This window comes from Pseudomonas sp. GM74 (assembly GCF_000282455.1).
Taxonomy (GTDB): Bacteria; Pseudomonadota; Gammaproteobacteria; order Pseudomonadales; family Pseudomonadaceae; genus Aquipseudomonas.
Genome location: NZ_AKJG01000115.1, coordinates 1 through 13362, shown reverse-complemented (window position 1 = coordinate 13362; position 13362 = coordinate 1). Strand labels below are relative to the sequence as shown.

13 protein-coding genes and 1 pseudogene are annotated in these 13362 nt (G+C 61.7%); 7 read left to right on the top strand and 7 right to left on the bottom strand.

Features of this window, described 5'->3' with window-relative positions; genetic code table 11:
- Nucleotides 1-48 precede the first annotated feature (48 nt).
- From PMI34_RS29800 to dmeF, 3 genes and pseudogenes are all read left to right on the top strand, one after another.
- Nucleotides 49-233, top strand: a pseudogene (locus tag PMI34_RS29800) (MEKHLA domain-containing protein); the annotation flags it as partial.
- 136 nt (nt 234-369) lie between these two features.
- Nucleotides 370-645: a metal/formaldehyde-sensitive transcriptional repressor gene (locus PMI34_RS05810; protein WP_008052742.1), complete on the top strand. Its 276-nt coding sequence runs from the start codon at nt 370-372 to the stop codon at nt 643-645.
- A gap of 13 nt (nt 646-658) precedes the next feature.
- Nucleotides 659-1591, top strand: a complete 933-nt coding sequence (gene dmeF, locus PMI34_RS05815; RefSeq protein WP_008052741.1) for a CDF family Co(II)/Ni(II) efflux transporter DmeF — start codon at nt 659-661, stop codon at nt 1589-1591.
- A gap of 11 nt (nt 1592-1602) precedes the next feature.
- Here dmeF and PMI34_RS05820 read toward each other — a convergent pair whose 3' ends face one another.
- The gene (locus PMI34_RS05820; RefSeq protein WP_008052739.1) at nt 1603-2712 is read right to left on the bottom strand and encodes a cytochrome P450; all 1110 of its coding nucleotides are present in this window, start codon (nt 2710-2712) and stop codon (nt 1603-1605) included.
- Between the two features lie 79 nt (nt 2713-2791).
- Here PMI34_RS05820 and PMI34_RS05825 point away from each other — a divergent pair, with 79 nt between their 5' ends.
- A complete protein-coding gene (locus PMI34_RS05825; protein WP_008052738.1) occupies nt 2792-3565 on the top strand; it encodes an ArsR/SmtB family transcription factor in 774 nt (257 codons plus the stop codon).
- Nucleotides 3566-3760: 195 nt separating this feature from the next.
- On the opposite strand, the gene PMI34_RS05830 is transcribed toward PMI34_RS05825, so the two are convergent.
- The 5 genes from PMI34_RS05830 to PMI34_RS05850 all read right to left on the bottom strand — a co-directional run bounded on the left by PMI34_RS05830 (nt 3761) and on the right by PMI34_RS05850 (nt 10027).
- Nucleotides 3761-4780 (bottom strand): branched-chain amino acid aminotransferase, encoded by a 1020-nt coding sequence (locus tag PMI34_RS05830; protein WP_008052737.1) that lies wholly within the window; start codon nt 4778-4780, stop codon nt 3761-3763.
- A 277-nt stretch (nt 4781-5057) separates the two neighbouring features.
- Nucleotides 5058-6440, bottom strand: coding sequence for a dihydrolipoyl dehydrogenase (lpdA, locus tag PMI34_RS05835; RefSeq protein ID WP_008052736.1), 1383 nt, complete (start codon nt 6438-6440; stop codon nt 5058-5060).
- Nucleotides 6441-6456: 16 nt separating this feature from the next.
- Nucleotides 6457-7731: a dihydrolipoamide acetyltransferase family protein gene (locus PMI34_RS05840; RefSeq protein ID WP_008052735.1), complete on the bottom strand. Its 1275-nt coding sequence runs from the start codon at nt 7729-7731 to the stop codon at nt 6457-6459.
- A complete protein-coding gene (locus PMI34_RS05845) occupies nt 7732-8790 on the bottom strand; it encodes an alpha-ketoacid dehydrogenase subunit beta (RefSeq protein ID WP_008052734.1) in 1059 nt (352 codons plus the stop codon). It abuts the gene before it with no gap.
- 1 nt (nt 8791) lies between these two features.
- Complete coding sequence (locus tag PMI34_RS05850) at nt 8792-10027, bottom strand: 3-methyl-2-oxobutanoate dehydrogenase (2-methylpropanoyl-transferring) subunit alpha (protein WP_008052733.1); 1236 nt, start codon at nt 10025-10027, stop codon at nt 8792-8794.
- Nucleotides 10028-10212: 185 nt separating this feature from the next.
- Here PMI34_RS05850 and bkdR point away from each other — a divergent pair, with 185 nt between their 5' ends.
- Nucleotides 10213-10701 (top strand): Bkd operon transcriptional regulator BkdR, encoded by a 489-nt coding sequence (gene bkdR, locus PMI34_RS05855; RefSeq protein ID WP_007976593.1) that lies wholly within the window; start codon nt 10213-10215, stop codon nt 10699-10701.
- Nucleotides 10702-10869: 168 nt separating this feature from the next.
- Here the strand turns inward: bkdR and PMI34_RS05860 are convergent, their stop codons facing one another.
- The gene (locus PMI34_RS05860) at nt 10870-11733 is read right to left on the bottom strand and encodes an MBL fold metallo-hydrolase (protein WP_008052732.1); all 864 of its coding nucleotides are present in this window, start codon (nt 11731-11733) and stop codon (nt 10870-10872) included.
- 103 nt (nt 11734-11836) lie between these two features.
- On the opposite strand from PMI34_RS05860, the gene PMI34_RS05865 reads away from it, so the two are divergent.
- Nucleotides 11837-12178, top strand: coding sequence for an ArsR/SmtB family transcription factor (locus PMI34_RS05865; protein ID WP_008052731.1), 342 nt, complete (start codon nt 11837-11839; stop codon nt 12176-12178).
- A gap of 165 nt (nt 12179-12343) precedes the next feature.
- The coding region (locus tag PMI34_RS05870; RefSeq protein WP_008052730.1) for an FAD/NAD(P)-binding oxidoreductase at nt 12344-13362 on the top strand (1019 nt) is incomplete at its 3' end.

The window sequence follows — 13362 nt, the reverse complement described above, 5'->3', positions numbered from 1 at the left end:
CGCCAGCTGCTACAAAGGGTGTCGCGGCTGAAATTGCTTCATTAGGCACTGGACCGGGCCCTGCGCCAGGCCCTGCTGGAGCAGGTCACGGCCAATGGCATTGCTCATGGTTACAGTGGCTATCGGGTCGATCGGGAAGGCAAAGTGTGGACGTTGGTGGGTTCGATGGGGGGCGTCAAGGGCAGGCGGCATTGTTCTGGCCGGATGCGGGGCGGGTTGGGCAGTTGGGGTGATGAACCCAAGCGTTTAGCGAGCAACTGGTCGGCGAAAATCGATTTCACGCCAAACCAACCAATCATCTGGTTGTGCCTTGCTTGCCTCCGCTCTATCGGCGAACATACGCGCCATATAGGGGTAGGGGGTATAGGTATGTCGCACATTCACGAACACAAGGATGACCTGATCAAGCGGGTCAGACGGATTGCCGGGCAGGTGGAGGCCGTGGAGCGAGCGCTTGAGTCCGATGCCGATTGCGCCAAGACCCTGCACCTGGTCGCCGCCATCCGGGGCGCGGTCAATGGTCTGCTGGAGCAGTTCATCGACGCCCACGCCCGCGAGCACGTGGCCCATCCGGACTTGAGCGATGAGGATCGCGCCCAGGGCGTGGAAGACTTGTTGCTGGCCATCCGCCGTTATGCCAAATAGAGGCCTGAACTCCATGAAACAGACACCTCAGGCGTCGCGTTTTGCCCACGACCATGTGTTTCTCGGCGCATCCCATGATGAAAACGCCCGACGCACCTTATGGGTGGTGGCACTGACGTTCGTGATGATGATTGGCGAAATTGCCGCCGGTTACATCACAGGTTCCATGGCGCTGCTGGCCGATGGTTTTCACATGGCCACCCATGCCGGGGCCTTGGGCATCGCGGCGGCGGCCTATGGATTCGCGCGGCGTAATGCCAATAACGCGCGTTACAGCTTCGGCACCGGCAAGGTCGGGGATCTCGCCGGTTTTGCCTCGGCCATGGTGCTGGGGCTGGTGGCGATCGGCATTGCCGGCGAGTCCGTTTATCGCCTGTTTCAGCCAACGACCGTGGCATTCACCGAAGCGACGGTGATTGCGGTGGTGGGGCTGGCAGTGAACATAGCCAGTGCCTTTTTGCTGGCGGGCGGCCACGGTCATCATGGTCACGATCACGACCATAGCCATGACCACGGCCATCATCACCATCACGACAACAACCTGCGCTCTGCCTATGTCCACGTGCTGGCCGATGCCTTGACCTCGGTGCTGGCGATTTCCGCATTGCTGGCCGGGCGCTATCTGGGGTGGGTGTGGCTGGACCCGGTGATGGGCATCGTGGGCGCCATCGTGATCGCGAAATGGGCCGTTGGATTGATGCGTGACAGCGCTGCGGTGTTGCTCGATGTCACGGATGAACACGTTGCCGATGAAATTCGTGAACTACTGGAGTCATCGGACGATGTGCGCATCAGCGATCTGCATGTCTGGCAGGTCGGCCCCCAGGCGCGGGCCGCGATTGTCAGCGTTGTGGCCGCGGCCAATGTCAGTGCCGACACCATTCGCGAACGCCTGGCGCCGGTCCATGAACTGTCTCACCTGACCGTCGAATACCGTACGGCTTGAGCGGTTTTCCCTCAGTCGCTGAACAGCGCAATCCGTCCATTCGTGGAAGGGCGGTATTGCCATTTCAACTGCTCCAGTGCCGGCCGCATCGCCAGAAACTGCTTGAGCGTGGCGCCGGCAATGCTTATCGCCAGGCGCTGCCCCGGACATTGATGACGCCCCGCACCGAAGGTGAAGCTGCGCCGGTCAGGGCGGTCGAGCAGGAAGGTGTCGGGGTCGTCGTTGAGCTGCGGGTCGCGATTGGCCGAGGCCAGCAGCACCAGGATCACGTCTGCGACGTTCAGCCTCACACCGTCAATCTCGCAGGGGGCGGCGACGAAGCGGCGGGTGTTCTGTACCGGCGGGTCGAAGCGCTGCACTTCGGCCAGCAGGTCTTCGACAGGGGGGGATTCGCTGCGCAGCGACGGATGTTGAATCAATGCCAGCACAGCGTTACCGATCAGCCCGGCAGTGGCCTCCAGGGTCTGGGAGAACAGGCCGATCAGGTTGGCGATCAGGGTTTGCGGCGCGCCGCAGGCGAAGCGCTGGCCGATATCTGCAAGCAAAGGGCTGTGGTTGTGCGGATCGTCGAGCAATTCGATGAAGTAACCGCTCAACTGTTCGGCGGCAGCGTGGGCGGCGGTCAATTGTGCCGCGTCACTCAAGGGCGACAGGCAGGCGACGAAATCCGCCGTCAACTCGCTGATGGCGCGGCCCTGGGCCGGGGTGAACCCCAACGACGCCGCCACCACGCACACCGGTCCGCGAAACATGGCGTTGTACAGGCCAGCGGCGTCGGCGGTGATCAATCGGGCGCTGACCAAGGCCTCGACTTCCCGCTCATTGACCAATTCCAGCCCCGGCGCAATCGCCGACCGTGGGCAACGCTGGCGTTCACCTTCATTCATGCGCATCAATTGGCCGAACACCTGGCCGGCCATGCCGTGGGCGATCGCCTTGGGGACTGGCTCCTGCGCGGGTCGAACGTGGCAATCTGGATGCGCCAGCACGGCGGCCACCGCCCGGGCGCTGCTGGCCACCCACAGGTTCAGCCCCGGATGAAAAGTCAGCCCACCGTTGGCACGCAGTTGTGCGTAGTAGGGATAGGGATCGGCATGAGTCGCAGCGATGATCGGGTCCATGGGTCACAGCCTTTTGTTGTTGGAAAGTGTTGCTACTATCTCCAGTCGGAAAAGGCGTTGATTCGTCCGGGAGCGAAATATGAGCGCAGAACAACACGACATCGGCGTCTCGCAAGTGGCGGCAGCGATCGCTGAGCCGGCGCGGACGAAAATCCTCTGCTCGCTGATGGACGGCCACGCCCGCACCAGCACCGAACTGGCGGCGGTGGCCGAAGTCAGCGCGTCGACCGCCAGTGCCCACCTGGCCAGACTCAAGGAACTGGCGCTGGTGCGGCTGCACGTTCAGGGACGTCACCGCTATTACAGCCTGGCGGACAAACGTGTGGCCCAGGCCCTGGAGGCACTGATGGTGATCGGCCAGAACACAGCACCGAGGTTCCAGGCGCGGACCCCGGATCGCCTGCAATTTGCCCGCACCTGCTACGACCATATGGCGGGAACCCTGGCGGTGCTGTTGCATGACCGGATGCTTGAAGCGGGCTGGCTTGAAGAAACCGACGAACAGGCCTATCGCTTGAGCGACAGCGGTACGGCAATGTTTCAAAGGCTCGGGATCGAGGTACAGGACTTGAGCACCTTGCGTCGCCGTTTTGCCTGCCCGTGCCTGGACTGGAGCATGCGCCGGCCACATCTGGGCGGGTCGCTGGGCGCGGCGTTGCTGCAAACGGCGCTCAAGCGCAAGTGGGTGACCCAGGATCTGGACAGTCGGGCGTTGGCGTTGACGGCGTTGGGGCGCAAGGAGGTAGCGGGGCGGTTCGGGGTTGAGTTGCCGCTGCTGGTTGAAGGCAATGGCAAAAGATCACCAATCGCGGCAGCTCCGACCACACCAGATGCATCCATTAACGATCAATAGCATTTTTCCGGTTGCTTCTGTGGTGACTGACATACTGCCTTCGCGGGCAAGCCCGCTCCCACAGGGATTGTGGTGTTTGCAGGATCTATGGCATACCAAAATCCAATGTGGGAGTGGTGGATTCGTCAGTACGATGCAAACAAAAAGCCCCCCGTCGGTCACCCGATGGGGGGCTTTTGTGCGTCTGGCGTCAGGTCAAACCTTGACGATCCAGCCCGCTGGCGCTTCGATGTCGCCGGTTTGCACGCCGGTCAGCTCTTTGTAGAGCTTCTGGGTGACCGGGCCGACTTCGGTTTCGCTGTGGAACACATGCAGGTGGTCGTTGTAGTCAATGCCGCCGATTGGCGTGATCACCGCCGCAGTACCGCAAGCACCGGCTTCCTTGAAGTCGGAGAGCTTGTCGATGAACACGTCGCCTTCGATCACTTCCAGGCCCAGACGGGTCTTGGCCAGCTCGATCAGCGACAGACGGGTGATGCCCGGCAGTACCGATGGCGAGTTCGGGGTCACGAACTTGTTGTCGTGGGTGATCCCGAAGAAGTTGGCCGAACCGACTTCCTCGATCTTGGTGTGGGTCATCGGATCCAGGTAGATGGCGTCGGCGAAGTGGGCTTTCTTGGCCTTGGAGCCCGGCATCAGGCTGGCGGCGTAGTTGCCACCGACCTTGGCGGCACCGGTGCCTTGTGGCGCGGCGCGGTCGTAGCTGGAAATCTGGAAGTTGTGCGGGGTCAGGCCGCCCTTGAAGTAGGCGCCGACCGGAATGCAGAAGATCGAGAAGATGAACTCGGGGGCGGTACGCACGCCGATGTTGTCACCCACGCCGATCACGAACGGGCGCAGGTACAGCGCGCCGCCGGTGCCGTACGGTGGAATGAAACGCTCGTTGGCACGGACCACTGCCTTGCAGGCTTCGATGAACTGCTCGGTTTCCACCTGCGGCATCAGCAGGCGAGCGCAGCTGCGCTGCATGCGCAGGGCGTTCTGGTCCGGGCGGAACAGGTTGATCGAGCCGTCCTTGCAACGATAGGCCTTCATGCCTTCGAAGCATTGCTGGCCATAGTGAAGGGCAGTGGAGCCTTCACTGATGTGCAGCACGTTATCTTCGGTCAGGGTGCCTTTGTCCCACTCGCCATTGCGAAAGTACGACAGATAGCGCTTGTCGGTCTTGATGTAGTCAAAACCCAGCTTGTCCCAATTGATGCTTTCGTTACCCATGACACCCTCTATCACTTAACAACCGCCGAAACGGTTCAAGGCTTCTGACGTTTTTTGGATGGGGACAACAATACTTCATTCCGGGCTGGTTTCGCAGCCCGCAATTCGATCCTTGTAGCAGCTGTCGAGCAAAGCGAGGCAGCGTTCGGCGGCGTAGCCGTCGCAATTCGGCTGACTCGGTATGCCTGAAAGCATGCGATGGCAGGTTTTGCGTCGACTTCGTCGCCGAACGCTGCCTCGCGGTGCTCGTCAGCTGCTACGGGGTTCTGCGTTCGGTTCAGAGATGCAGCGCGTGGCCAAGGGCCCGCAACGCCGCTTCCTGCACCGCCTCACCCAGCGTCGGGTGCGCATGGATGGTGCCGCCGATGTCTTCCAGCCGCGCGCCCATCTCCAGGCTTTGCGCAAACGCCGTGGACAATTCCGATACACCGACGCCCACCGCCTGCCAGCCGACAATTACATGATTGTCGCGGCGGGCGACCACCCGCACGAAGCCGCTTTTCGACTCCAGGGTCATCGCCCGGCCATTGGCGGCGAACGGGAAGCTCGACACGATGCAGTCCCAACCTGCAGCGTTGGCCTCGTCCGGGGTCTTGCCGACCACCACCAGTTCCGGGTCGGTGAAGCACACGGCGGCGATGGCGGTCGGGTTGAACTCGCGGGACTTACCGCTGATCAGCTCGGCGACCATCTCGCCCTGGGCCATGGCCCGGTGGGCGAGCATCGGTTCGCCGCTCAGGTCACCGATGGCATACACGTTGCGCATGCTGGTCTGGCAACGGTTGTCGATCTTGATCGACGAACCGTTCATGTCCAGGTTCAGCGCTTCGAGGTTCCAGCCCTGGGTGTTCGGCTTGCGACCGACGGCCACCAGCACCTGGTCGGTTTCCAGGTTCAGGGTTGCGCCGTTCGGGGCCAATACTTGCAATGTATTTTCTTTTGAATCAAAGCCTTGCACGCTGTGCTTCAAGTAAAGCTTCACGCCGAGTTTTCTCAGTTCGTCGTGCACCGGTTGAGTCAGCTCGGCGTCGTAGGCCGGCAGGATGCGCTCCTGCGCTTCCACCACGCTGACCTCGGCGCCGAGCTTGCGATAGGCAATGCCCAGCTCCAGACCGATGTAGCCACCGCCGACTACAATCAAGCGCTTGGGCACGGATGTCGGCGCCAGGGCTTCGGTGGACGAGATGATCGGCCCGCCAATCGGCAACATCGGCAGGTTCACGCTTGTCGAACCGGTGGCCAGCACCAGGTGCTCGCACAGGATGCGTGTGTCGCCGACCTCGACGGTTTTACCGTCAACCACGTTGGCCCAGCCTTGAACGACCTGGACCTTGTTCTTTTTCAGCAGCGCCGCAACGCCGGTGGTCAGGCGATCGACGATGCCGTCTTTCCATTCGACGCTCTTGGTGATGTCGAGGGTCGGCGCCGAAACGCTGATGCCCAGGGCCGAAAGCTGATGGTGGTGCTGCGTCTGATGAAACTGCTCGGCGACGTGAATCAGTGCCTTGGACGGAATGCAGCCGATGTTCAGGCAGGTGCCGCCCAGGGATTGGCCTTCCACCAGAATGGTCGGGATGCCCAACTGACCGGCACGGATCGCTGTCACATAGCCGCCGGGGCCGCCGCCGATGATCAGCAGCGTGGTGTTCAGAGTTTGCATGCGTGCTCCACCAAAATTAGTCCACAAACAAGGTCGCGGGTTGTTCGAGCAAACCACGGATGGCCTGGATGAATAGCGCCGCGTCCATGCCGTCGACCACGCGGTGATCGAAGGAGCTGGAGAGGTTCATCATCTTGCGGACCACGATCTGGCCTTTGATCACCATCGGTCGTTCGACGATCTTGTTCACGCCGACAATCGCCACTTCAGGCAGGTTCAGAACCGGCGTGCTGACGATGCCGCCCAGAGCGCCGAGGCTGGTCAGGGTAATGGTCGAGCCGGACAATTCGTCGCGGCTGGCCTTGCCGTTGCGCGCGGCAGTGGCCAGGCGAGCGATTTCCGCCGCGCTGTCCCACAGGCTGCGGGCTTCGGCGTGACGGACCACCGGGACCATCAAACCGATGTCGGCCTGAGTGGCGATGCCGACATGCACGGCGCCGAGGCGGGTGATGACCTGAGCTTCGTCGTCGTAACGGGCGTTGATCTGCGGGAAGTCGCGCAGGGCGACGACCATGGCGCGGACCAGGAACGGCAGCAAAGTCAGCTTGCCGCGGGTCGCGCCGTGTTTTTCATTGAGGTGCGCACGCAGCTCTTCCACGGCGGTGACGTCGATTTCTTCGACGTAGCTGAAGTGGGCGGCGCGCTGGGTGGCGTCCTGCATGCGCTGGGCGATCTTGCGGCGCATGCCGATCACCGGGATCTGCTGTTCATCGGTACGTTGGGCGTAAGCAGCCGCCACCGGTGCCGAAGCGTTCGACTGACCCTGGGCCAGGTAGGCGTCGAGGTCTTCATGCAGCACGCGGCCGGCCGGGCCGCTGCCACGCACCAGGCGCAATTGAATGCCGAGGTCCAGCGCATGCTTGCGCACGGCCGGGGAGGCCAGCGGACGCTCATCGGCCTGGCGAGCAACCATCGGGCCCTGGCATACGGCAGCTTTCGGTGCTGGAGCCGCGACCGGTTTGCTTTCAACCACGGCTTCAATTTTGGGTGCGGCCACCGGGGCTTCTTTAACGGGAGCCGGCTGCGCCGATTCCTTAACGTTGCCCGCGCCTTCGACTTCAATGCTGATCAGCACACTGCCAACGGCCATGACTTCGCCTGGCTGACCACCGAGGGCAATCACCTTGCCATGCACCGGCGACGGGATATCGACCATCGCCTTGTCGGTCATCACATCGGCCAGCACCTGATCTTCGACGACCATGTCGCCGACCTTGACGTGCCATACCGACAATTCAACTTCTGCAATGCCTTCACCAATGTCCGGCATTTTAATGACGTGCGTGCCCATTCAGACCTCCATGACCCGTTTCAACGCCGCGCCCACTCGGGACGGACCTGGGAAATACGCCCACTCTTGCGCGTGCGGGTAAGGGGTGTCCCAACCGGTGACGCGTTCGATCGGCGCTTCCAGGTAGTGGAAGCAATGCTCTTGCACCAGCGACACCAGTTCGGCACCAAAGCCGCAAGTACGGGTCGCTTCGTGCACCACCACGCAACGGCCGGTCTTTTTCACCGATTTGACGATGGTTTCCAGGTCCAGCGGCCACAGGCTGCGCAGGTCGATGACTTCGGCGTCAACGCCGCTTTCTTCAGCAGCGACTTGCGATACGTACACGGTGGTGCCGTAGGTCAGCACGGTGACGTCCTTGCCCGGACGGGTGATCGCGGCGACGTCCAGCGGCACGGTGTAGTAACCGTCCGGCACTTGCGCGGCAGGGTGTTTCGACCACGGGGTTACCGGGCGGTCGTGGTGGCCGTCGAACGGGCCGTTGTACAGGCGTTTCGGCTCGAGGAAGATCACCGGGTCATCGTTTTCGATGGAAGCGATCAACAGGCCCTTGGCATCGTACGGGTTGGACGGCATTACCGTGCGCAAGCCGCAGACCTGGGTGAACATCGCCTCGATGCTCTGGCTGTGGGTCTGACCGCCGTAGATGCCGCCGCCGCAAGGCATGCGCAGGGTCATCGGCGCGGTGAATTCGCCAGCCGAGCGATAACGCAGGCGGGCGGCTTCGGAAATGATCTGGTCGGAGGCCGGGTAGACGTAGTCGGCGAACTGGATTTCAGCTACGGGACGCAGACCGTAGGCACCCATGCCCACGGCGACACCGACGATGCCGCTTTCGGAGATCGGCGCGTCGAACACCCGGGAGGTACCGTACTTGTTCTGCAGGCCTTCGGTGCAGCGGAACACGCCGCCGAAGTAGCCAACGTCCTGGCCGAAGACCACGACGTTTTCGTCCCGTTCAAGCATCACATCCATGGCCGAGCGCAGGGCCTGGATCATGGTCATGGTGGTCGTGGTCATGGCGGTTTCCAGCTCGATATTGTTGTTGTGATCGTTCATGTCAGATCCCCAACTCTTGGCGCTGGCGCTTCAAGTGCTCCGGCATCTCTTTATAGACGTCTTCGAACATGGTCGCGGCGCTCGGAATCTGGCCGCCGGCAAGGGTGCCGTACTGTTCGGCCTCTTTCTGTGCGGCGATCACTTCGGCTTCCAGTTCGGCGCTGACGGCGGCGTGTTCCTCTTCGGACCACTGGCCGATCTTGATCAGGTGCTGCTTGAGGCGCGCGATCGGATCACCCAGCGGGAAGTGGCTCCAGTCATCGGCGGGACGGTATTTGGAAGGATCATCAGACGTCGAGTGCGGGCCGGCGCGGTAGGTGACCCATTCGATCATGGTCGGGCCGAGACCGCGGCGCGCTCGTTCGGCGGCCCAGGCGGAGGCGGCGTAGACCGCGACGAAGTCGTTGCCATCGACCCGCAGGGAGGCAATGCCGCAACCGACGCCACGACCGGCGAAGGTGGTGGCTTCACCACCGGCAATCGCCTGGAAGGTCGAAATGGCCCACTGGTTGTTGACCACGTTGAGGATCACCGGCGCGCGGTACACGTGGGCGAACGTCAGGGCGGTGTGGAAGTCCGACTCGGCGGTGGCGCCGTCACCGATCCACGCCGAAGCGATTTTGGTGTCGCCCTTGATCGCCGAGGCCATGCCCCAGCCCACGCCCTGAATGAACTGGGTGGCGAGGTTGCCGGAAATGGTGAAGAAACCGGCGTCCTTGACCGAGTACATGATCGGCAATTGCCGGCCCTTGAGCGGATCGCGCTCGTTGGACAGCAACTGGCAGATCAGGCCGACCAGCGGTACGTCGCGGGCCATCAGGATGCTTTGCTGGCGGTAGGTCGGGAAGCACATGTCATCGATGTTCAGGGCCAGGGCCTGGGCGCTGCCGATGGCTTCTTCGCCAAGGCTCTGCATGTAGAACGACATTTTTTTCTGACGCTGGGCGACCACCATGCGGTTGTCGTAGATCCGCGTCTTGAGCATGGCTCGCATGCCCTTGCGCAGTATCGCCACCGGTACGTCTTCAGCCCAGGGGCCGTGGGCGTTGCCCTGGTCGTCGAGCACACGGATCAGGCCGCGGGCCAGATCAGCGGTGTCAGCCGGTTCAACGTCGATTTGGGGTTTGCGCACCATGCCGGCATCGGTCAGGTGCAGGTAGGAGAAGTCGGTTTTGCATCCTGGACGGCCCGAGGGTTCAGGGACGTGCAGGCGCAGCGGTTCATACGCTTGGGTCATGGCTTCTACGCTCGATCTTGTGAATTTCTTGTAGTGAGCTGACAGATTTCGTTCGGTAGAAGAAATCTTGTCCTACAACAATCATAGGCCCGGCCAAGAAGAATATTTCTCTCTGTTTCGTTGCGCTGAAGATCATTTGCAGATAAAAAACCTGCATAAACATAAAAAACAGGTGGTTTTGTCTCATGCGTAAACTGGACCGTACCGACATCGGCATTCTCAACAGCCTTCAGGAGAATGCGCGCATCACCAACGCCGACCTGGCGCGTTCGGTGAACCTGTCGCCGACGCCGTGTTTCAACCGGGTCAAGGCCATGGAGGAGCTGGGGGTGATTCGCGAGCAAGTGACGCTGCTGGACGCCGACCTGCTGGGGCTGCATGTGAACGTGTTCATTCACGTTAGCCTGGAGAAGCAGGTGGAGGAGGCGTTGCAGCATTTCGAAGAGGCGATTTCCGATCGCCCCGAAGTGATGGAGTGCTACCTGATGGCCGGCGACCCGGACTACCTGATCCGGGTGCTGGTGCCGACCATCCAGTCGCTGGAGCGCTTCATGATGGACTTTCTGACCAAGGTGCCGGGGGTGGCGAACATCCGTTCGAGCTTTGCGCTCAAGCAGGTGCGCTATAAAACGGCATTGCCGTTGCCGGCGAACGGCCTGACTTTGGGCAATTAAACGCAAGCCCCCGTACCCGTAGCAGCTGTCGAGCACCGCGAGGCAGCGTTCGGCGGCAGAGCCGTCGTAAAACCTGCGACCGAATTCTTTCCGGCAAACCGCGTCAGCCGGATGACGACGGCTGCGCCGCCGAACGCTGCCTCGCGGTGTTCGACAGCTGCTACAGGGTCAGAATTTGTTCAGGGGGATTTTCAGGTAAGTCACGCCATTGCTCTCGGCCGGCGGCATATTCCCCGCCCGTACATTCACCTGGATCGCTGGCAGCAACAGCGTCGGCATACCCAACCCCGCATCGCGCCGGGTGCGCATTTCCACGAAGGCGTTTTCGTCGATGCCGTCGCGTACGTGAATGTTGTTTTTGCGCTGTTCACCGACGGTGGTCATGCATTCAGGTACGCGGCCCTCGGGCGGATAATCGTGGCAGATGTAGAGACGCACGTCGGCGGGGAAGGCCAACAGCTTGTGGATCGAGGCGTACATCTGGTTGGCATTGCCACCGGGAAAGTCGCAGCGCGCGGTGCCCACGTCCGGCATGAACAGTGTATCGCCGACCAGGATCACATCGTTGCCGATCAGGTAGGCCATGTCCGCCGGGGTATGGCCGGGCACGTGCAGGGCGGTCGCCTTGAGGTTGCCGATCATGAACGATTCGTCGGGGGCGAAGAGGTGATCGAACTGGGAGCCGTCGATGCGAAAGGATGGCTCCAGATTGAACAGCACCTTGAACACGTCCTGGACCTTGCTGATCGACTCGCCAATGGCGATTTTGCCGCCAAGCACCCCGCGCAGATACGGCGCGGCGGACAGGTGATCGGCGTGGGCGTGGGTTTCCAGCAGCCATTGCACTTGCAACTGATGGGCGCGCACGAAGGCGATGATCCTGTCGGCCTGGGTGGTCGCGATACGCCCGGCGGCACCGTCGTAATCGAGCACCGGATCGACAATCGCACACTGCCCGCCATCGGCCTCGTAGACCACGTAGCTGTAGGTCGAGGAGGCGGGGTCGAGGAAAGCTTCAATCAGCGCGGGCATGGACACGAACCTGTGCAGGGGGAGAAAAGTCAGTCATGGGTTGCAACACTTTATGTAAAGACATAATGTTCGCAGCTTAAGTGACGTTGAAGGCATCCTGCAAATGCAATCCAGTCTGAACGAATGTGAAGTCGCCCAACTGCGCGCCTCGGCCTCCAAGGCGTGTGCGCTGCTCAAGGCCCTGGCCAATGAGGATCGCCTGTTGATCCTGTGCCAGTTGACCCAGGGCGAACGCAATGTGGGCGAGCTGGAAAAAATGACCGGCGTGCGCCAACCGACCCTGTCCCAGCAATTGGGGATCCTGCGCGATGAAGGACTGGTCGCCACCCGTCGTGAAGGCAAGTACATTTTTTACGGTCTCGCCAGTCACGAAGTGATCCAGGTGATGAAAACCCTCTCCGGGCTTTATTGCGGGGCGGTGCTTAAAAGCTGGGTTCAACCTTGATCTTGTTCAATACACCGAACCTGTGGGAGCGGGCTTGCCCGCGATGGGGCCGGCACATCCAACATAAATGGCGACTGACCTGACGTCATCGCGGGCAAGCCCGCTCCCACAGTAGTTTTGTGTGTTGACTGGAAAAATCCTTGCGTGCAGCAAAAGGAACAAGCAATGAACGATCAACACTGGGGCCCATCCATCAGTGCAGATATCGTGGTCATCGGCGGCGGCACCGCAGGCATCGGCTTGGTCGCCAGCCTGCTCAAGCGTAGCCCGCACCTGAACATCACCGTGATCGAACCCGACTCCCGGCACTACTATCAACCGGCCTGGACGCTGGTCGGCGGTGGTGCCTACAACGTGGAAAACACCGTGCGGCCGATGGCGTCGGTGATGCCGCGCGGGGCCCATTGGCTGCAGGCTGCCGTGACGGGCATCGATCCCGACAAGCGCCAACTCACCCTCGGTGACGCGCGTACGGTCAGCTATCAAAACCTGGTGGTCTGCCCCGGCCTGCGTCTGGCCTGGGAGAAAATCGAAGGCCTGGAGGACACCCTCGGCCAGCACGGCGTGACCTCCAATTACAGCTATCGACACGCGACCTACACCTGGGACCAGGTGCAGAAATTGCGCGGCGGCAAGGTGCTGTTCACCCAGCCGGCGATGCCGATCAAATGTGCCGGCGCGCCACAAAAGGCGCTGTACCTGTCCTGCGATCACTGGCGCAAGCGCGGTGTGCTGAACAACATCGACGTCGAATTCAATCTGGTGGGCGCGGCGCTGTTCGGAGTGCCGACCTTTGTCCCGCCGCTGATGAAGTACATCGAGAAGTACAAAGCCCGGTTGGCCTTCAACTCCAACCTGATCAAGGTCGATGGCCCGGCGAAAACCGCGTGGTTCGACATCAGGGATGCCGACGGCAATGTCACCCGCCAGGCAAAGGCCTTTGACCTGCTGCATGTCGTTCCGCCTCAGGTGGCTCCGGATTTCGTCGCCCGCAGTCCGCTGGCCGACGCCGCCGGCTGGTGCGAGGTCGACCCCCACAGCCTGCAGCATCCGCGTTATCCCGATGTCTTTGCGCTGGGCGATATCTGCGGCACCACCAATGCAAAAACCGCCGCGGCGGTGCGCAAGCAAATCGTGGTGGTCGCCGAAAACCTGTTGGCCTTGCGCAAGCGGCAGGCGCTGCC